The sequence below is a fragment of the Variovorax guangxiensis genome, from assembly GCF_003952165.1.
GTDB lineage: Bacteria > Pseudomonadota > Gammaproteobacteria > Burkholderiales > Burkholderiaceae_C > Variovorax > Variovorax guangxiensis.
Map to the genome: position 1 here is coordinate 14604 of NZ_RXFT01000025.1, position 18247 is coordinate 32850.

The 18247-nt window shown below is 68.3% G+C and carries 18 protein-coding genes; 7 read left to right on the forward strand and 11 right to left on the reverse strand.

Translation table 11 applies throughout. The annotated features are described in order from the left end of the window. Positions 1-67: 67 nt before the first annotated feature. The 4 genes from EJP67_RS32600 to EJP67_RS32615 all read left to right on the forward strand — a co-directional run bounded on the left by EJP67_RS32600 (position 68) and on the right by EJP67_RS32615 (position 4680). Positions 68-1429: a M20/M25/M40 family metallo-hydrolase gene (locus EJP67_RS32600; RefSeq protein ID WP_126025855.1), complete on the forward strand. Its 1362-nt coding sequence runs from the start codon at positions 68-70 to the stop codon at positions 1427-1429. 87 nt (positions 1430-1516) lie between these two features. Beyond that, positions 1517-1978, forward strand: coding sequence for a DUF2501 domain-containing protein (locus EJP67_RS32605; protein WP_126025856.1), 462 nt, complete (start codon positions 1517-1519; stop codon positions 1976-1978). 82 nt (positions 1979-2060) lie between these two features. Beyond that, a complete protein-coding gene (locus tag EJP67_RS32610) occupies positions 2061-3761 on the forward strand; it encodes a SulP family inorganic anion transporter (RefSeq protein ID WP_126025857.1) in 1701 nt (566 codons plus the stop codon). A 31-nt stretch (positions 3762-3792) separates the two neighbouring features. Then, positions 3793-4680 carry a LysR substrate-binding domain-containing protein gene (locus tag EJP67_RS32615; RefSeq protein WP_126025858.1) on the forward strand — a complete coding sequence of 296 codons (888 nt, stop codon included), beginning with the start codon at positions 3793-3795 and terminating at the stop codon, positions 4678-4680. Between the two features lie 10 nt (positions 4681-4690). On the opposite strand, the gene EJP67_RS32620 is transcribed toward EJP67_RS32615, so the two are convergent. Then, the gene (locus EJP67_RS32620) at positions 4691-5272 is read right to left on the reverse strand and encodes a DUF3299 domain-containing protein (RefSeq protein WP_206169592.1); all 582 of its coding nucleotides are present in this window, start codon (positions 5270-5272) and stop codon (positions 4691-4693) included. A 127-nt stretch (positions 5273-5399) separates the two neighbouring features. Between EJP67_RS32620 and EJP67_RS32625 the strand changes: the two genes are divergently transcribed. Next, positions 5400-5933 (forward strand): DUF2306 domain-containing protein, encoded by a 534-nt coding sequence (locus EJP67_RS32625; protein ID WP_126025860.1) that lies wholly within the window; start codon positions 5400-5402, stop codon positions 5931-5933. Here the strand turns inward: EJP67_RS32625 and arfB are convergent. From arfB to clpB, 4 genes are all read right to left on the reverse strand, one after another. Continuing rightward, positions 5902-6309, reverse strand: a complete 408-nt coding sequence (gene arfB / locus EJP67_RS32630) for an alternative ribosome rescue aminoacyl-tRNA hydrolase ArfB (protein WP_126025861.1) — start codon at positions 6307-6309, stop codon at positions 5902-5904. The two genes, EJP67_RS32625 and arfB, sit on opposite strands and share 32 nt — an antisense overlap. 4 nt (positions 6310-6313) lie before the next feature. Then, positions 6314-7498 (reverse strand): acetyl-CoA C-acyltransferase family protein, encoded by a 1185-nt coding sequence (locus EJP67_RS32635; protein WP_126025862.1) that lies wholly within the window; start codon positions 7496-7498, stop codon positions 6314-6316. Positions 7499-7622: 124 nt separating this feature from the next. Further along, positions 7623-7955 (reverse strand): hypothetical protein, encoded by a 333-nt coding sequence (locus EJP67_RS32640; RefSeq protein ID WP_240650854.1) that lies wholly within the window; start codon positions 7953-7955, stop codon positions 7623-7625. 9 nt (positions 7956-7964) lie between these two features. After that, positions 7965-10586 (reverse strand): ATP-dependent chaperone ClpB, encoded by a 2622-nt coding sequence (gene clpB, locus EJP67_RS32645; RefSeq protein WP_126025864.1) that lies wholly within the window; start codon positions 10584-10586, stop codon positions 7965-7967. A gap of 151 nt (positions 10587-10737) precedes the next feature. Here clpB and EJP67_RS32650 point away from each other — a divergent pair, with 151 nt between their 5' ends. Beyond that, complete coding sequence (locus tag EJP67_RS32650; RefSeq protein WP_126025865.1) at positions 10738-11730, forward strand: Bug family tripartite tricarboxylate transporter substrate binding protein; 993 nt, start codon at positions 10738-10740, stop codon at positions 11728-11730. A gap of 43 nt (positions 11731-11773) precedes the next feature. On the opposite strand, the gene EJP67_RS32655 is transcribed toward EJP67_RS32650, so the two are convergent. Beyond that, positions 11774-12250, reverse strand: coding sequence for a molybdenum cofactor biosynthesis protein MoaE (locus tag EJP67_RS32655; RefSeq protein ID WP_126025866.1), 477 nt, complete (start codon positions 12248-12250; stop codon positions 11774-11776). Positions 12251-12519: 269 nt separating this feature from the next. On the opposite strand from EJP67_RS32655, the gene dapA reads away from it, so the two are divergent. After that, positions 12520-13416, forward strand: coding sequence for a 4-hydroxy-tetrahydrodipicolinate synthase (gene dapA / locus EJP67_RS32660; RefSeq protein WP_126025867.1), 897 nt, complete (start codon positions 12520-12522; stop codon positions 13414-13416). On the opposite strand, the gene moaD is transcribed toward dapA, so the two are convergent. Genes moaD through EJP67_RS32685 form a run of 5 tightly spaced genes read right to left on the reverse strand, consistent with a single transcriptional unit; the run spans position 13403 to position 18237 of the window. After that, entirely contained in the window at positions 13403-13654 is a 252-nt protein-coding gene (moaD, locus tag EJP67_RS32665) for a molybdopterin converting factor subunit 1 (protein WP_126025868.1), read from the reverse strand. The two genes, dapA and moaD, sit on opposite strands and share 14 nt — an antisense overlap. A gap of 5 nt (positions 13655-13659) precedes the next feature. Next, positions 13660-14946 (reverse strand): molybdopterin molybdotransferase MoeA, encoded by a 1287-nt coding sequence (locus tag EJP67_RS32670; RefSeq protein ID WP_126025869.1) that lies wholly within the window; start codon positions 14944-14946, stop codon positions 13660-13662. Further along, positions 14939-15484, reverse strand: coding sequence for a molybdopterin-guanine dinucleotide biosynthesis protein B (gene mobB / locus EJP67_RS32675; protein ID WP_126025870.1), 546 nt, complete (start codon positions 15482-15484; stop codon positions 14939-14941). Before mobB ends, EJP67_RS32670 begins: the two co-directional genes overlap by 8 nt. Positions 15485-15502: 18 nt before the next feature. Next, positions 15503-16918 (reverse strand): threonine synthase, encoded by a 1416-nt coding sequence (thrC, locus tag EJP67_RS32680; protein ID WP_126025871.1) that lies wholly within the window; start codon positions 16916-16918, stop codon positions 15503-15505. After that, positions 16915-18237 carry a homoserine dehydrogenase gene (locus EJP67_RS32685; protein WP_126025872.1) on the reverse strand — a complete coding sequence of 441 codons (1323 nt, stop codon included), beginning with the start codon at positions 18235-18237 and terminating at the stop codon, positions 16915-16917. Before EJP67_RS32685 ends, thrC begins: the two co-directional genes overlap by 4 nt. Positions 18238-18247: the final 10 nt, after the last annotated feature.

The following is an 18247-nucleotide window of genomic DNA, read 5'->3' on the forward strand; positions in this document are numbered from 1 at the left end:
CTGACGACGGCGTTGCACCGGCGGCGCCGATCTCGATCTGGCCCGCTTCAAAAAAAGGACACCTTCCATGCTCCGCACCGCCTCGCTACGCCTCGCACCCCTCGTCCTCGTCCTCGCCCTTGCCTCGGCCGCTGCTGGCTTCGCGCACGCCCAGGGCGGCAGCGTCGCAGCCACGCCCACGCAGGTGCGGCCCGAGGTGGACAAGGCCTACACCCAGCTGATGGCGTCGCCCGCCATCCAGAAGCTGCTGGAAGCGGTCAAGGCCGACCACGACCGCTCGGTGGAAGACCTGAAGATGCTCACCGAGATCGAAGCGCCGCCCTTCAAGGAACAGAAGCGCGCCGAGGCTTTTCTCGCACGCATGAAGGCGCTGGGCCTCGCCGACGCGAAGATCGACGCCGAAGGCAACGTGGTCGGCCTGCGCAAGGGCACGGGCAACGGGCCGAAGCTGCTGATCTCGGCCCACCTCGACACCGTGTTCCCCGCCGGCACCGACGTGAAGGTGAAGGAGCGCGACGGCAAGCTCTACGCGCCCGGCATTTCCGACGACACGCGCGGCCTCGCGGTGCTGCTGTCGTGGCTCAAGGTGCTGAACGACAACAAGATTCAGACCGTGGGCGACCTGCTCTTCGTGGGCAACGTGGGCGAGGAAGAGCTCGGCAACCTGCGCGGCATGAAGGCGATCTTCCGCGACCACCTCGACATCGACGGCATGGTCGGCCTGGAGCCCGCGCCCGATGGCTCGGTGCTGATGCTGGGCACCGGCAGCCATCGCTACGAAGTGACTTTCAAGGGCCCCGGCGGCCACAGCTACGGCGCCTTCGGCCAGGTGCCCAGCGCCATCCACGGCATGGGCCGCGCCATCGCGAAGATCGCCGACATCCGCACGCCGAGCTTCCCGAAGACGACGTTCACCGTCGGCACGGTCGGTGGCGGCACTTCGGTCAACACCATTGCGCCCGATGCACGCATGGCGGTGGACATCCGCTCCGACGAAATGGCGCCGCTGCTCGAGACCGAGAAGAAGATCCTCGCCTCCATCGACGAAGCCGTGGCCGAGGAAAACAAGCGCTGGAACGTCAACACGCTGAGCGTGAGCACCAAGCTCATCGGCGACCGTCCGGGCGGCCGCACGCAGTCGGACACGGTGATCGTCGAGGCCGCCACGCGCTCGAACGCGGCCTTCGGCCACAAGACGCTGCTGACGGGCGCGAGCACGGACGCCAACGTGCCGATGTCGCTGGGCATCCCGGCCATCATCATCGGCGGCGGCGGCAAGACCGGCGGCTTCCACGCGCTGTCGGAGTGGATCGACGTGACCGATGGCTGGAAGGGTGCGCAGAACTCGCTGGTGACGGTGCTGGGCCTGGTTGGCGTGCAAGGCACCAGTGCGCCGCTGCTCGAAAAGCGCCCACCACGCACGAAGTAAGAGCGCGCGTGCAACCGGGGCTTCGCCCCCGGCGTCTCCGTTATGCTGATGGCCGCTTTCCACCACGCGTACCGACAGGAGGACGACATGCACGCCCGTTCAACCCTCATCGCCCTGGCGCTGCTCGCCGCGGGCGCCTCGGCGCAGGCCAACAACCTGCTCGACCAGCTCAAGGAAAAGGCCGGCGAAGCCGCCACCGCCAATTCGCAAGGCAGCGGCGGCAGCACGGGCGGATCGGCGCTCGGCAACCTGGGCAGCAGCCTCGGCTTCAAGATGCCCGCCATCGGTTCCAGCACCATGGGCAACGCGGCCGGTGTGCTGCAGTACTGCGTGAAGAACAACTACCTGGGCGGCGACGCGGCCTCGGTGAAGGACAAGCTGCTCGCCAGGATCACCGGCCAGAAGAAGCAGGAGACCGGCTTCGCCAGCGGCGCCAAGGGCCTGCTGCAAGGCGGCGACGGCAAGTCGCTGAACTTCAAGGGGCTGTCGTCGAAGGTCAAGGAAAAGGCCTGCGACTACGTGCTGAAAAACGCGACATCGTTGATCTGACCCGGCTCCACATTCCGCATCGCTTTCGCGCGGCGCACCGCGCATGTGCCTGCAGTTCTCTCCAGTGCGCCCGCAAACATCCATGACCCCGGCTGCCCCCTCTCCCTCCCTGCGCCAGCGCCTCTCCCGCTGGGTTCCGTGCCTGGCCTGGCCCCGCCCTTCCGCCGCGCTGCTGCGCAACGAGGCGATGGCCGGCATCACCGTCGCGCTGATGGTCATCCCGCAGGGCGTGGCCTATGCGGCGCTGGCGGGCATGCCGCTGGTCACAGGCGTGTACGCGGCGCTGTTCCCGGCGCTGATCGCGGTGATGTTCAGTTCCTCGCAACGGCTGTCGGTGGGGCCGACGGCTCTCACCAGCCTGCTGGTGGGTGCCTCGCTCGCGCCGCTGGCGGTGGCGGGCAGCGCCGAGTGGGTGGCGATGGCGGTGTGGCTCACGCTGATGTCGGGCGCGATCCAGATCGTGCTGGGCGCCGGGCGCTTCGGCTGGCTGCTGCGGCTGGTGAATTCGCCGGTGCTCATCGGCTTCACGCAGGGCGCGGCAGTGCTGATTGCGATCTCGCAGCTGCCTGCACTGCTGGGATTCACGGGGCGGACCATTCCGCAGGTGCTGCAGGGCGGGCCATTGCCCGACCTGGTGGCCATCGCCTTCGGGCTGGGCAGCATCGCGGTGCTGTGGCTGGGCAAGCGCCTGATGCCGCGCTTTCCGACAACGATGGCGCTGGTGGCCGGCGCGGCGGCCATCAGCTGGCTGGCCGACTACGCGCTGCGCGGCGGCGCGGTGGTGGGCACGCTGCCTTCGGGCCTGCCTTCTTTCTACTGGCCGGGCCTGCTGCCGCTCGGCACCTTCAGCGCGCTGGTGCTGCCGGCACTGATGATCACGCTGGTGAGCTTCCTGGAAACCGCGTCGAGCGCCAAGGTCGACAACGCGCGCGCCGGCACGCTCTGGAACGAAAACCAGGACCTGATCGGCCAGGGCCTGGCCAAGCTGGCCTCGGGTTTCACGGGCGCCTTTCCCACGAGTTCGTCGTTCTCGCGCTCGGCCATCACGCTGTACGCCGGCGCGCAGACCGGCTGGGCGACGCTCTTCAGCGTGGTCGTGGTGGCGGGCGCGCTGCTGTGGCTGATGCCGCTGCTCTATCACGTGCCGCAGGCGGTGCTGGCGGCGGTGGTGGTCACGGCCATCCTCGGGCTGGTGAAGCCAGCGAGCTTCACTGCGCTGTGGCGCATCTCGCGCATCGAGGCGGGCATCGCCTTCGGCACCTTCGTGCTGACGATCGCGACCGCGCCCAGCATCTACTGGGGCGTGCTCGGCGGCCTGCTGGCGGCGCTGGCGCACTACATGTACCGTCATCTGCATCCGCGCATCATCGAGGTGGGCCTGCACCCCGATGGCAGCCTGCGCGACCGCAACCTCTGGAAGCTGCCGCCGCTGGCGCCTAACCTCTATGCGCTGCGCATGGACGCCGAGCTCGACTTCGCATCCGCCTCCACGCTCGAACGCGCGCTCACGGTGGCGCTGGCCGAGCGGCCCCACCTCACCGACGTGTGCCTGTTCGCGCAGCCGATCAACCGCATCGACATCACCGGCGCCGAGGTGTTCGGCTCGATCCGCCGGATGATGGAATCCAAGGGCATCCGCCTGCACCTGAGCGGCATGAAGCTGCCCGCGATGCAGGTGCTGGAAAGCGCCGGCCTGCTGGCGCCGGGGCCGATGCTCTTCAGCTACCGCACCGACGGCGAGGCGCTCGCGGCGCTGATGCCGCGCGTCGAGGTGCCCGCGTAGCAGGAAGCCGCCGCCTGACGCGCCAGCCCCCATGAAGACCACCATCGAAGAACTCGTCGCGTTCCGCACGGTGGTGGACACGGGCTCGATCACTGCCGCGTCGGAGCAGCTCTCGCAGACCGTCTCGGGCATCAGCCGCGCCCTGAGCCGGCTCGAGCAGAAGCTCGACACCACCCTGCTTCGCCGCACCACGCGCAGGCTCGAGCTCACCGAGGAAGGCGCGGCCTTCCTGCAGCGCACGCGCGCCATCCTCGATGCCATCGACGACGCCGAAGAGCACATGGCCGCGCGCCGCGAGCAGCCCGCGGGCCGGCTGCGCGTGAACGCGGCCTCGCCCTTCATGCTGCACGCCATCGTGCCGCTGGTGCCGGAGTTCCGCCGGCTCTATCCGCAGATCAGCCTCGAGCTGGACACCGACGACCTGCCCATCGACCTGCTGGAGCGCCGCACAGACGTGGCGATCCGCATCGGCCCGCTGCGCGACTCCACCCTGCATGCGCGCCCGCTCGGTACGCACCGGCTGCGCGTGCTCGCGAGCCCGGCATACCTCGAAGCGCACGGCAAGCCGCGCAAGGTGGCCGACCTTGCCGAGCACACGCTGCTGGGCTTCACGCAGCCCGAGTCGCTGAACCGCTGGCCGCTGCGCGGCGTGCATGGCGACGAGTGGAACATCGCGCCCTCGCTGGTGGCATCGAGCGGCGAGACGCTGCGACAGCTCGCGCTGGCGGGCGTGGGCATCGCCTGCCTGTCGGACTTCATGACGGGCATCGACCGCGCCAGCGGCGCGCTGGTGCAGGTGCTGGCGAAGGAGACGGCCGACGTGCGCCAGCCGGTGAATGCCGTGTACTACCGCAACACGCAGTTGTCGGCGCGCATCACGTCGTTCCTGGATTTCCTGTCCCAGCGCATGGGCGGCTGAGCACGGCCGCTCATTGCGGCTGCCTGGGCACGAAACGCTCGACCGTGGCCGACTTGATCTCGTAGCCGCTCACGCCCATGTCCGCCGACGAATAGCGCGCGGCCTTCAGCGTGCCGCTGACGTACACCGTGTCCATGGCGTGCAGGCCTTTCACGGCCGAGGCTGCGACAACGTGCACGATCTGGTTGGCCGGCGGCGGCGGGGTGTGGATGCAGGCGCCGAAGTACGGCACCAGCAGGAACTCGCGGATGCCCTCCTGCGTGTTGTCCAGCGGAACGACGAAGCCGGCGAGCTTGCCCGGCTTGCCGTCGAGCGCCACGTTGACCGGAGCGTTGTCCCAGACGGCGCGCATCTCGTCGAGCATCTGGATCGCGCGGGGGTCGTTGTCGCGCAGGGCTTCGAGGCTGATGTTGCGGTAGCGCCTGGTCGGGTCCCAGCTCTTGGGGATCAGTTCTTCCCACTTGAGTTCGGGGGCTGCGGCGGTGCGTGCTTCCGGTTGCGCTGCGGCTCCCGGGCCGCATCCGCTCAGGAGCGCCGCGGCCGGTGCCAGCAGGAACGCGGCCAGCACGGCGCGCGGAAAGAGCCTTCTCATGAGTGCGATTGTCCTCGGGAGATGTTTCAGGACCGTAAAGCAGGGCCTTTTGCACTCAATTCATCCGAGATTGCGCGAATTCGCTGCGAACCATCAGAATGCCGCACCACGACACGAGGAGATCCGCATGGCACCGACAGGATGGCTGGGACTCACGTCCCTGGGCACCGTTCACACCGCGATCAGCCTGATCGCCGTCGCCGCGGGGCTGGCGGCCCTGTTCCGCCGCAAGGAAATCACCATGCGCACCGGCCTCGGCCGGCTCTTCGTGTGGACCACCGTGCTGACCTGTCTCACCGGCTTCGGCATCTTCCAGCACGGCGGCTTCGGCAAGCCGCATGCGCTGGGCATCATCACGCTGGCTGCGCTGGCGGTGGGCGCACTCGCCGGCCGGGGCTTGTTCTTCGGGAAGTGGGCGCGCTACGTCGAGGCCATCGCGTTCTCTGCGAGCTTTCTCTTCCACTGGATTCCGGCCTTCACCGAAACGCTCACGCGCCTGCCGCTCGGCGCCCCGCTGCTGCCGAACGCCGATGCGCCGGAGCTCAAGGCGATCACCGGCGTGCTGCTGGTGCTGTACCTGATCGGCGTGGGCCTGCAGATCCGCAGGCTGCGCGGCGGCACCGGAGGGATCAGTCCCGCACCGGTCCGCGCAGGCTCTTGATCTGCGAGCGCTGGCTCTTGCCTTCGAGCCGGCGCTGCTTCGAACCGTAGGTGGGCCTGGTCGCCCGCCGCACGCGCGGCGCGACGGCCACGCTGTCGACCACCGCCTGCAGCCGAGCGAGCGCGTCTGCGCGGTTCATCTCCTGGGTGCGATGCTGCTGTGCCTTGAGCACGAACACGCCTTCCTGGGTGATGCGGCTGTCGCGCAGCGCGAGCAGCCTTTCTTTCACATCGGACGGCAGCGAACTGGCGTGGATGTCGTAGCGCAGATGCACCGCGCTCGAGACCTTGTTGACGTTCTGTCCGCCCGCGCCCTGCGCCCGGATGGCGCTGAAGTCGACCTCGTCGGGATCGATCAGGACAGACGGGCGGAGCATGCGATCAGACCCGCTCGAAGATGGCCGCGATGCCCTGCCCGCCCCCGATGCACATCGTGACCAGCGCATAGCGCCCCTGCACCCGCTGCAACTCGGCGATGGCCTTGGTGGTGATGATCGCGCCCGTCGCACCCACCGGATGTCCCAGCGAGATGCCCGAGCCATTCGGGTTGACCTTGGCAGGATCGAAACCGAGCTCTTTGATGACCGCGCAAGCCTGCGCCGCGAAGGCCTCGTTCGACTCGATGACGTCGAGGTCGCCCACCTTCAGGCCCGTGCGCTCCAGCACCTTGCGCGTGGCCGGCACCGGGCCGATGCCCATGTACGCGGGCTCCACGCCGGCATGCGCATAGCCCACCAGCCGCGCCAGGGGCTTGAGCCCCAGCGCCTTCACACGGCCGCCTTCGGCCAACACCACGGCGGCCGCGCCGTCGTTGATGCCCGAGGCATTGCCTGCGGTGACGAGGCCGTCCTTCTTGAACGCGGGCTTCATCTTCGACAGCGTCTCGACGGTGGTGTCGGCGCGCACGTGCTCATCGGTGTCGAAGAGCACCACGCCCTTGCGCGTCTTGACCTCGACCGGAACGATCTGCTCCTTGAAACGGCCCGCCGCGATGGCGGCCGCCGCGCGCTGCTGGCTCAGCACCGCCAGCTCGTCCTGCTGCTCGCGCGTAATGGCGTAGCGCGCGGCCACGTTCTCCGCAGTGATGCCCATGTGGATCTTCTCCCACGGGTCGTGGAGGATGCCGAGCATGTAGTCGACGAGCTGCGCGTCGCCCATGCGTGCGCCGTAACGCGCGGCGGTGTCGAAGTATGGGCCCCGGCTCATCGACTCCGAGCCGCCGCCGATGGCGATGTCGCAGTCGCCCAGTGCGATGGCCTGCGCCGCCGACACGATGGCCTGCAGGCCCGAGCCGCACAGGCGATTCACGTTGAAGGCCGGCGTCTCGATGGGGCAGCCCGCGTCGATGGCCGCCACCCGGCTCAGGTAGGCGTCCTTGACGTCGGTGGGAATCACGTTGCCCATGACGACGTGGCCGATGGCATCAACCGCGACGCCGCTGCGCTCGATGGCGGCCTTGACGGCGGTAGTGGCAAGCTGGGTGTTGGGCACGTCCTTCAGCGAGCCGCCGAAGGTGCCGATGGCGGTGCGGGCGGTGCCGACCACGAAGATGTCGCGCGAAGTCATGGAATGTCTCTCCTGGATGAAAGCAGAAAGCCGCGGCTGGCGAGCCGCGGCTCCAGGATGACGATTCTGACGGCGAACGGTGCGACCGGCTGTCGCGCCCGAAATAGCGCCGGCGGGCCGCCGGTCAGCCGCGCGGGGAGACCGATTTCGGCGAAACGTCGGTCACGTCGCTGACGCTGCCGCGGATGCGCACGGGACGCTCCACCGACTCGCCGCGGGCACGGGCGTTCGCCACGTCGGCAGCCGTCGGTTGCGAGGGCTGTGCCGCATTGCGAAATCGGTCGAAGCCGGAGCGCGGGTTGAAACGCATGACCCACGGCGTCACGGGCTTGCCCGTGAGACGCCCCCAGGCGTAGCGAACACCCCACACAGCCGCCAGCAGCATGACCGCCACGGCCAGGCTGGCCGCGAAGACCAGCCCCAGGAGCAGAAGAATGACGCGTATTACGAAGTTCATCATCCGACTTTAGGCCGAAGCGGCCGCCGTTGGTTCCCCCGCCTTGCGGAAGGAGAACTGGCCCGGCGACTGGATCGGGTCGGTCGTGACCTCGATCGTGTCCTTCGGCCCGAAGCTTCCGTCCAGCAGCAGCTTCGACAGCGGGTTCTCGATGCGCTGCTGGATCGCGCGCTTGAGCGGCCGCGCGCCGAACACCGGGTCGAAGCCGACCTTGGCGATCTCCGCCAGCGCAGCCGGAGAAACCTCCAGGCCCAGGTCCATCTTCGCGAGCCGCGCCTGCAACACCTTGAGCTGGATCGCGGCGATCGACTCGATGTTCTTCGCGTCGAGCGCGTGGAACACGACCGTCTCGTCGATGCGGTTCAGGAACTCGGGGCGGAAGTAGTTCTTCAGCTCGTCCCACACCGCTTCCTTGATCTCTTCCGAGGGCTTGCCCACCATGGCCTGGATGATGGGCGAGCCGATGTTGCTCGTCATCACGATCACGGTGTTCTTGAAGTCCACGGTGCGGCCCTGGCCATCGGTCAGGCGTCCATCGTCGAGCACCTGCAGCAGCACGTTGAACACGTCGGGGTGGGCCTTCTCGACCTCGTCGAGCAGCACCACGCTGTAGGGCTTGCGGCGCACGGCTTCCGTGAGGTAGCCACCCTCCTCGTAGCCCACGTAGCCCGGCGGCGCGCCGATCAGGCGGGCGACCGAGTGCTTCTCCATGAACTCGCTCATGTCGATGCGGATCAGGTGGTCTTCGCTGTCGAACAGGAAGCCCGCGAGCGCCTTGCACAGCTCGGTCTTGCCCACGCCCGTGGGGCCGAGGAACAGGAACGAGCCGGTCGGGCGGTTCGGATCGGACAGGCCCGAGCGCGAGCGGCGGATCGCGTTGGCGACCGCGCCGATGGCCTCGTCCTGGCCGACCACCCGCTCGTGCAGCTTGTCTTCCATCACGAGCAGCTTGTCGCGCTCGCCCTGCATCAGCTTGGCGACCGGGATGCCGGTGGCGCGCGCCACGACCTCGGCGATCTCCTCGGAGCCGACCTGGGTGCGCAGCAGCGTGGGCGCGCTCGACTTGCCCTTGCTAGCCTCGCTGGCCTCGGCCTCCTTCAGGCGCTTCTCGAGCGCCGGCAGCTGGCCGTACTGGAGCTCGGCGACCTTGTTGAAGTCGCCCTTGCGCTTCCACTCCTCGATCTGGAACTTGATCTTGTCGACGTCCTCGCGCACCTGCGCACTGCCCTGGGCCTGGGCCTTCTCGGCCTGCCAGATCTCGTCGTAGTCGGCGATCTCCTTCTGCAGCTTCTCGATCTCGCCCTCGATCAGGCCCAGGCGCTTCTGCGAAGCCTCGTCCTTCTCGCGGCGCACGGCCTCGCGTTCGATCTGCAGCTGGATCAGGCGGCGGTCGAGCCGGTCCATGACCTCGGGCTTGGAGTCCATCTCGATCTTGATCTTGGCCGCGGCCTCGTCGATCAGGTCGATGGCCTTGTCGGGCAGGAAGCGGTCGGTGATGTAGCGGTCGCTCAGTTCGGCCGCGGCCACGATGGCCGGGTCGGTGATCTGCACGCCATGGTGCACCTCGTACTTCTCCTGCAGGCCGCGCAGGATGGCGATGGTCGCCTCCACGCTGGGCTCGCCCACGATGATCTTCTGGAAGCGGCGCTCCAGGGCGGCATCTTTCTCGATGTACTTGCGGTACTCGTCGAGCGTGGTGGCGCCCACGCAGTGCAGCTCGCCGCGCGCGAGCGCCGGCTTGAGCATGTTGCCCGCGTCCATGGCGCCCTCGGCCTTGCCGGCGCCGACCATGGTGTGCAGTTCGTCGATGAAGACGATGGTCTGGCCCTCGTCCTTGGCGAGCTCGTTCAGGACGGTCTTCAGCCGCTCCTCGAACTCGCCACGGAACTTGGCACCGGCGAGAAGCGCGGCCATGTCGAGCGACAACACCCTTTTGCCCTTGAGCGAATCGGGCACTTCGCCGGAGACGATGCGCTGCGCCAGGCCTTCGACGATGGCGGTCTTGCCCACGCCGGGTTCGCCGATGAGCACGGGATTGTTCTTGGTGCGGCGCTGCAGCACCTGGATGGCGCGGCGGATTTCCTCGTCGCGGCCGATGACCGGGTCGAGCTTGCCCAGCCGGGCGCGTTCGGTGAGGTCGAGGGTGTATTTCTTGAGGGCTTCGCGCTGGCCTTCGGCGTCGGCGCTGTTCACGCCCTGCCCGCCGCGCACGGCGTCGATGGCGGCCTCGAGCGACTTGCGGCTCAGGCCGTTTTCCTTCGCGATCTTGCCGACGTCGGCCTTGCTGTCGGCCAGCGCCAGCAGGAAGAGTTCACCGGCGATGAACTGGTCATTGCGCTTGATGGCTTCCTTCTCGGTGGCCTGCAGCAGCTTGCCGAGTTCGGGGCCGACCTGCACGATGTCGTGGCCCTGCACCTGCGGCAGTTTCTTGATGGCGGCCTCGGCGGCCTGCGTCAGGCCGGGGACGTTGACGCCGGCACGCTCCAGCAGGGCGCGCGGACCATCGTCCTGGCGCAGCATCGCGACCAGCAGGTGGGCCGGTTCGATGTAGGCGTTGTCGTTGCCCAGTGCCAGAGACTGTGCGTCGCCCAGCGCTTCCTGAAATTTGGTGGTGAGTTTGTCTTGTCGCATGGTGGTATTCCTGCATCCAAAATAGGGCTGTTCGGGCACGATTCAAGGTTGCCGGTCCTTCCGGCGCTTCCCGGCACTGCGGGCACGGGTATTGCACCGGACCCGGCCTCTCCCGCCCGTAGGCATTTCTCTCTCTCGAATGGAGTCGATCATGGTTTTTTCAATGCGCGTTCAACCGGTGCGCCGGGCGATCAGCGTGGGTCTCTTTATGGCTGCAGCGGGGCTTTGCAGCCTTGCGCAGGCGCAAAGCGGTACGCCCGTGCGCCTGCTGGTGGGCTTCCCCGCCGGCGCCGGCACAGACGCCATCGCCCGCACGCTGGGCGAAAAGCTCAAGGACGTGCTGGGCGTGCCGGTGGTGGTCGAGAACCGCGCCGGCGCGGGCGGGCAGATCGCAGCGACGGTGCTGAAGTCGTCCCCGGCCGACGGCCACACGCTGTTCCTGTCGCACGACCACACCATCTCGATCCTGCCGCAGGTGGTGAAGAACCCGGGCTTCAACCCCGCCACCGACTTCGTGCCCGTGGCCGGCTTCGCGACCTTCGCCAACGTGCTGGCCGTCTCGGGCGGCACGCCGGCCAAGAGCATCGACGAATACGTGAAGTGGGTCCGCACCCAGAAGGGCGGCAAGGAGACCATCGGCATCCCGGCGCCGGCATCGATCCCCGAGTTCCTGGTCAAGATGATCTCGGACAAGTACAAGATCGACGTGCAGCCCGCGCCCTACCGCGGCAGCGCGCCCATGACGGCCGACATGCTGGGCAACCAGATCACGGCAGGCATCGCCTCGGTGCCGGACTTCATCGAGAACCACAAGGCCGGCAAGCTGCGCATCGTGGCGTCCATCGGCGCCAAGCGCCAGGCCGTGCTCCCGAACGTGCCGACCTTCACCGAGTTGGGCTTCTCGAACCTGGAAGACCTGCCCTACTACGGCATCTTCGCGCCGGTGGGCACGCCGCAGCCGATCATCGACAAGTACGGCGATGCGCTGCAGAAGGTGCTGGCCATGCCCGACGTGAAGCAGAAGCTCACGACGATGGGCCTGACAGTGGGCTACGAGCCCCAGGGCCAGTTCGCCGGCCGCGTGCGTACGTACACGCAGACCTGGGAAAAGATCATCCAGTCCAGCGGCTTCAAGCCCCTTTAAGGTCTGCTCCCTCTCCCCAAGGGGAGATGGAACAAAAGGCGAATTAGGCGTTCGGGGCGCTGATGCCCCAGCGCGCCAGCGCCGCGTCGTCGGCCACGCGCGCATCGACCCAGCGGGCGCCTTCGGGCGTCTGCTCCTTCTTCCAGAAGGGCGCCTGGGTCTTGAGGTAGTCCATCAGGAACTCGCAGGCCTCGAAGCTCTGGCCGCGATGGGCCGAGACCACCGCCACCATCATGATCTGGTCTTCGGGCTGCAGCAGCCCGACGCGATGGATCACGCGCGCGCCCAGGATGTCGAAGCGGCGATGCGCCTCGTCGATCATGGCCTCGATGGCCTTCTCGGTCATGCCGGGGTAGTGCTCCAGCTCCATCGACGAGACGCTGCTGCCGTCGTTGCGGTCTCGCACGGTGCCCACGAAGCTGCAGACGGCGCCCACGCGTTTGTCGCCGGCACGCAACGCGGCGACTTCCCGCGAGAGGTCGAAATCGTTCGTCTGGATCGAAACACGGGCAAGGCTCATGTCCGAATTGTGTCATCGCGATAGACTCTGCCGATGCCCTGCCTTGCCACGCCCACGCTCTTTCCGGTGCCTTCGCGCCTTGAAGACCGTCGCGCCGGCCAAGGCAGCAGCAACGACAAAGCCAAAAAACCAAAGCTCGTCTGACCGGAGCCGAGGTTCCGTCGTCGGATGAGCGACGGAACCCCGCCAAAGGCTCTGGCCCCCATTGGGTTGCGCGCGCATCGGACGATGGTTCTTTCCATCGGTCGATTCCTGAAAGGAAGCCCCGCGTGCCTCATCAACAACAGAACCCCGCCACCCCCGATTTCTCCGGCTTCTGGGTGGCCCTCGTCACGCCGTTCCGCGACGGCGCGGTCGACCATACCGCTCTCTCCGCCCTGGTCCGCCGCCTCGCCAGCGAAGGCGTGACCGGCTTCGTGCCCTGCGGCTCGACCGGCGAAGCCGCGGCGCTCGACGAAGCCGAGCAACTGGCGGTGCTCGACACCGTGCTGGCAGCGGCCGGCGGTTTGCCGGTCGTCATGGGCATTTCGGGCTACCACCTGGGCAAGGCCATCGCCTGGGCCCGCAAGCTCTCGGAGCGCCCGATCGCGGGCCTTCTGGTGGCCGCGCCGCACTACGTGCGCCCCTCCCAGGCCGGCCTGCTCGAGTGGTTCCGCGCCATCGCCGACGCCAGCTCGGTGCCCGTGCTGGTCTACGACATTCCCTACCGTACCGGCGTCACCATCACCCGCGAGACGATGCTGGCGCTGGCCGCGCACCCCCGCATTCGCGGCATCAAGGACTGCGGCGGTGACATGGGCAAGACACGCGCGGTGATCGCCGACGGCCGGCTGCAGGTGCTGACAGGCGAGGACCACCAGATCTTCGGCACCATGGCCGAAGGCGGCGCGGGCGCCATCGCGGCCAGCGGCAACGTGCAGACGCCGCGCTTCGTGCGCCTGGTGCGCCTGCTGGCGGAGAACCGCCTGGCCGAGGCGCGCGCCGAATGGCAGCCGCTGCAGCCGCTGGTGGAGATGCTCTTCGCCGAACCCAACCCGGGCCCGCTGAAGGCTCTGCTGGCCCACAAGGGAGAGATGGCCGACGAACTGCGCTCGCCGATGACCCGGGCCTCCGACGGCCTGCGCGAGCGTCTCGTGGCGCTGGACGCGCGCCTCAGCCGCCCGTGACCGGGGGGAAGAAGGCGACCTCGCAGCCTTCGCTCAGGGCTGCGGCTTCGTCGCTCATGGCCTGGTCGAGCGCCATGCGCACCGCCTTGCCGCGCGCCAGCGCGGTGGCGTAGGCGCCGCCCCTGGCGATGAGCTCGTCGCGCAGTGCGGCAAGCGTCTCGGCTCGTGTCTCGACGGCTTCGCCGCTGCTGGAAAGCGCCTCGCGCACCGAGGCGAAATAACGGACTTGGACTTTCATGCGGCTCAACCCAACAGCGATGCGAAGGGAATGAATTCGACGAGCTCGCCCGACTTGATCGTCCTGCCCGCAGGGTTGTCGACCACGCCGTCGCCCCAGACCATCGAGGTGAGCACGCCCGAGCTCTGGTTGGCGAACAGGTCGAGGCCGCCGGCCGCGTTGCGGCGCACGCGCAGGAACTCGCGGCGCTTGTCGGCGCGGGGCCAGTCGAAGTCGGCGCGCATCCGCACCGCCTCTGGTGCGACGCGCGCGGCGCCCTGCAGCGTCAGCAGGAAGGGGCGCACCAGCATCAGGAAGGTGAGGAAGCTCGACACGGGGTTGCCCGGCAGCCCCGTCACGTGACAGGCGCCCTGCCCGCTGCTGCGCGCGATGGAGCCGTAGGCGAAGGGCTTGCCGGGCTTCATCGACAGCGACCACAGCTGCAGCTCGCCCAGCGCCTGCAGCGCGGCGCGGATGTGGTCTTCCTCGCCCACCGAAACGCCGCCGGTCGTGATGATCAGGTCGCTCGCCTCGGCCGCGTCGCGCAGTGCGACGACGGTGGCTTCGCGGTTGTCGGGCACGATGCCCAGGTCGTTCACCTCGCAACCCAGCCGGTGCAGCAGGGCCCGCATGAAGAAGCGGTTGGAGTTGTAGATGGCGCCGGGCTTCATCGCATCGGGCGCGACCTCGCCGGGCATCACCAGCTCGTCGCCGGTGGAGAGCATCGCCACGCGCGGCTTGCGCGCGACCTGCAGGCGGTCGAAGCCGACGCTGGCGGCAAGGCCCAGTGCGGCGGGCGTCAGGCGCTCGCCCTTCCGGAGCACCACGTCGCCGGCGGCCACGTCCTCGCCCGCGCGGCGAATCCACTGGCCGGCCGCCGGCACGATGGCGATGCGCACCGAGCCCAGGCTGCCTTCCTGCGGCACAGCTGCCGTGTCTTCCTGCATCACGACGGCGTCGGCGCCCTCGGGAATCTGCGCGCCGGTGAAGATGCGCGCCGCGGTGCCGGGCGCGAGCAGCGTGCCGACGGTGCCGGCGGGAATGCGCTGCGCCACCTTCAGCTCGGCGCCGGGCGCGGCGCAGTCGGCCACGCGCACGGCGTAGCCGTCCATCGCGCTGTTGTCGCGCGGCGGCACCGTGAGGCCGGAGACGAGGTCCTGCGCGAGCACACGGCCATCGGCGTCGAAGGTGCCGACACTTTCGGTGGGCAGCACCGGCTGCGCCTTCGCAAGCAGCACCGCGATTGCCTCGTCCAGGGGCATCAGCGGCGGGCGCGAGGAAGAAGCGGCGAAGGGAACGGGGGAATCAGCCATGGTGATCGGGGTTGTATTCGAAGCGCTCACCGCTGTCGATCAACCACTTCGCAATGGCCTCGGCGTCGTTGAGGTCGAAGAGCGGTCGCCCGGTGGGCAGCGGCAGGCTGGCCGGCGCATCGGTGGCCACGGCGACGACGAAGGGATCGTCGGGGTACAGCACGGGCCGCGCCGGCTCGCTCGCCTCGGGCTCGCGCCAAATCTCGATCTTGAGCACGTCGCTGTGCCGGAATCCCTCGACCAGCACCCAGTCGGCCACCGGGAGCACCTCGGCCAGCAGCTGGTGCACGCTGAGCTCGACAGGCGCCTCGAATTCGCGCATCACGGCAAGCCGCTTGTCGGAGGCGACGACCACCTCGAAGGCGCCCGCCTCACGGTGGCGCCAGGTGTCCTTGCCCGGATGGTCGATGTCGAACTTGTGATGCGCATGCTTGACCACCGACACTCGCTGGCCCAGCCGCTTCAGCGCGGGAATGAGGCACTCGAGCAGCGTGGTCTTGCCCGCGCCGGAGTAGCCGGCGAAACCGACGACCTTCATGCGCAGCCCTCGCCGTGGTCAGTCACAGTGTTCCGCGATGTAGGCCTTGACCGCTTCCGCGTCGGCCGGCAGCTTGACGACGCGCTTGGGCAGCGCCTCGATGCCTTCGAACTTCTTCGGGCGCGCGGGCTCCTCGCCCAGCGCTTCGACCAGCGTGGCCGCGAACTTGATGGGCAGCGCGGTCTCGAGCACCACCATCGGCACGCCGGGGCTGAGCTGCTCGCGCGCGGCCTTGAGGCCGTCTGCGGTGTGCGGATCGACCAGGGTGGCGAAGCGCTTGTCTGTGTCGCGGATGGTGGCCAGGCGATCAGCATGCGTGCTGCGGCCGCTGCGGAAGCCGAAGCGCGCGGCGGCCTGCGCGAATGCCGGGTCGGCGCTCAGGTCGAAGCTGCCGTTCAGGCCCAGGTCGTCCACGAAGAGCTTTCGCAGCCTGGCGGGGTCGCGTCCGACCAGGTCGAACACGAAGCGCTCGAAGTTGCTGGCCTTGCTGATGTCCATCGACGGGCTGGAGGTCTCGTGCGTGTCGACCGCGCCGCGCACGCGGTACACGCCGGTGCGGAAGAACTCGTCGAGCACGTCGTTCTCGTTGGTGGCGACCACCAGCGTCTGGATCGGCAGGCCCATCATGCGCGCGACGTGGCCCGCGCAGACGTTGCCGAAGTTGCCCGAGGGCACGGTGAAGCTCACCGGCTTGTCGTTGCCCGATGTGGCCTGGAAGTAGCCCGCGAAGTAATAGACCACCTGCGCCAGCAGGCGCGCCCAGTTGATCGAATTGACCGTGCCGATGCGGTACTTGCGCTTGAAGGCCAGGTCGTTCGACACTGCCTTGACGATGTCCTGGCAGTCGTCGAACACGCCGGTGATGGCGATGTTGTGGATGTTCGCGTCCTGCAGGCTGAACATCTGCGCCTGCTGGAACGGGCTCATGCGGCCGTCGGGCGAGGTCATGAAGACGCGCACGCCCTTCTTGCCGCGCATGGCGTACTCGGCCGCGCTGCCGGTGTCGCCGCTGGTGGCGCCCAGGATGTTGAGTTCGGCGCCGCGGCGGGCCAGTTCGTACTCGAACAGGTTGCCCAGCAACTGCATCGCCATGTCCTTGAAGGCCAGCGTGGGGCCGTTGGACAGGGCCTCGAGGTACACGCCGTCTTCCAGCTCGCGCAGCGGCACGATCTCGTCGGTGCCGAACACTTCGGCCGTGTAGGTCTTCGCGCAGATCGCCTTCAGGTCGGCCGGCGGAATGTCGTCGATGTACAGCGAGAGGATCTCGAAGGCCAGCTCGGCGTACGACAGCTTGCGCCACTTGGCAAGCGTGGCGGTGTCGACCTGCGGGTATTGCTCGGGCAGGTAGAGGCCGCCATCGGGCGCGAGGCCTTCGAGCAGGATTTCGCAGAAGCGCTTGCGGTCGGGGTGGCCGCGGGTGCTCAGGTAATTCACTTCAACTCTTCCTTGCGGATGCGCACGATGGGTTCGAGCACGGTCGGCAGCGCCTGCAGCTCGGCCAGGACGTCGTCGACCGTGCCTTCGCGCGCGTCGTGCGTGAGGATGATCAGGTCGGTCTGCGTGGAGCCCTCGCCGCCCACCTCGTCGGCTTCGCGCTGCAGCACGGCGTCGATGCTGATGCCGGCGGTGGCAAGCAGGCCCGTCACCTTGGCGAGCACGCCGGCCTGGTCGGCCACGCGCAGGCGCAGGTAGTAGCTGGTGACGACTTCCGACATCGGCAGCACCTGCAGGTCGCTCAGCGCATCGGGGTGGAAGGCCAGGTGCGGCACGCGGTGCGCGGCATCGGCCGTGTGCAGGCGGGTGATGTCGACCAGGTCGGCGATCACCGCGCTGGCGGTCGGCTCGCTGCCGGCGCCCTTGCCGTAGTAGAGCGTGGTGCCCACTGCGTCGCCATGCACCACCACCGCGTTCATCGCGCCTTCGACATTCGCCAGCAGACGCTTCGACGGGACGAGCGAGGGATGCACGCGCAGCTCGATGCCCTTGGCGGTGCGCTTGGTGACGCCCAAGAGCTTGATGCGGTAGCCGAGCTGCTCGGCGTACTTGATGTCCTGCGCGGCCAGCTTGGTGATGCCCTCGATGTGGGCCTTGTCGAACTGCACCGGGATGCCGAAGGCCAGCGCGCTCATCAGCGTGACCTTGTGGCCTGCGTCCACGCCTTCGATGTCGAAGGTCGGGTCGGCTTCGGCGTAGCCCAGGCGCTGCGCTTCCTTGAGCACGGTCGCGAAGTCCAGGCCCTTGTCGCGCATCTCCGAGAGGATGAAGTTGGTGGTGCCGTTGATGATGCCGGCCAGCCACTGGATGCTGTTGGCCGTGAGGCCTTCGCGCAACGCCTTGATGATCGGGATGCCCCCGGCCACCGCAGCTTCGAAGGCCACCATCACGCCCTTGGCGTGCGCGGCCGCGAAGATCTCGGTGCCGTGTACGGCCAGCAGCGCCTTGTTGGCCGTGACCACGTGCTTGCCGGCCGCGATGGCCTCCAGCACGAGCTGCTTCGCGATGCCGTAGCCGCCGATGAGCTCGATGACGATGTCGATCTCGGGGTTGGCGATGACTTCGCGCGCATCGCTCACCACCTTCACGCCCTCGCCTGCCACTTCGCGGGCACGGGCGGTGTCGAGGTCGGCCACCATGGAGATCTCGATGCCGCGGCCGGCGCGGCGCTTGATTTCTTCCTGGTTGCGCTTGAGCACCTTGAAGGTGCCGCTGCCGACCGTGCCTGCGCCGAGCAGGCCTACTTGGATGGGTTTCATTGGGAGAGTC

Coding starts and splice junctions, on each gene's coding strand:
- EJP67_RS32670 (WP_126025869.1), bottom strand. CDS start 14,946: ATGGCTGATTCCCCCGTTCCCTTCGCCGCTTCTTCCTCGCGCCCGCCG.
- EJP67_RS32635 (WP_126025862.1), bottom strand. CDS start 7,498: ATGACTTCGCGCGACATCTTCGTGGTCGGCACCGCCCGCACCGCCATC.
- EJP67_RS32650 (WP_126025865.1), top strand. CDS start 10,738: ATGGTTTTTTCAATGCGCGTTCAACCGGTGCGCCGGGCGATCAGCGTG.
- arfB (WP_126025861.1), bottom strand. CDS start 6,309: ATGCTCCGCCCGTCTGTCCTGATCGATCCCGACGAGGTCGACTTCAGC.
- EJP67_RS32685 (WP_126025872.1), bottom strand. CDS start 18,237: ATGAAACCCATCCAAGTAGGCCTGCTCGGCGCAGGCACGGTCGGCAGC.
- EJP67_RS32610 (WP_126025857.1), top strand. CDS start 2,061: ATGACCCCGGCTGCCCCCTCTCCCTCCCTGCGCCAGCGCCTCTCCCGC.
- EJP67_RS32605 (WP_126025856.1), top strand. CDS start 1,517: ATGCACGCCCGTTCAACCCTCATCGCCCTGGCGCTGCTCGCCGCGGGC.
- EJP67_RS32620 (WP_206169592.1), bottom strand. CDS start 5,272: ATGAGAAGGCTCTTTCCGCGCGCCGTGCTGGCCGCGTTCCTGCTGGCA.
- moaD (WP_126025868.1), bottom strand. CDS start 13,654: ATGAAAGTCCAAGTCCGTTATTTCGCCTCGGTGCGCGAGGCGCTTTCC.
- EJP67_RS32655 (WP_126025866.1), bottom strand. CDS start 12,250: ATGAGCCTTGCCCGTGTTTCGATCCAGACGAACGATTTCGACCTCTCG.
- EJP67_RS32625 (WP_126025860.1), top strand. CDS start 5,400: ATGGCACCGACAGGATGGCTGGGACTCACGTCCCTGGGCACCGTTCAC.
- EJP67_RS32600 (WP_126025855.1), top strand. CDS start 68: ATGCTCCGCACCGCCTCGCTACGCCTCGCACCCCTCGTCCTCGTCCTC.
- EJP67_RS32640 (WP_240650854.1), bottom strand. CDS start 7,955: ATGAACTTCGTAATACGCGTCATTCTTCTGCTCCTGGGGCTGGTCTTC.
- EJP67_RS32615 (WP_126025858.1), top strand. CDS start 3,793: ATGAAGACCACCATCGAAGAACTCGTCGCGTTCCGCACGGTGGTGGAC.
- mobB (WP_126025870.1), bottom strand. CDS start 15,484: ATGAAGGTCGTCGGTTTCGCCGGCTACTCCGGCGCGGGCAAGACCACG.
- clpB (WP_126025864.1), bottom strand. CDS start 10,586: ATGCGACAAGACAAACTCACCACCAAATTTCAGGAAGCGCTGGGCGAC.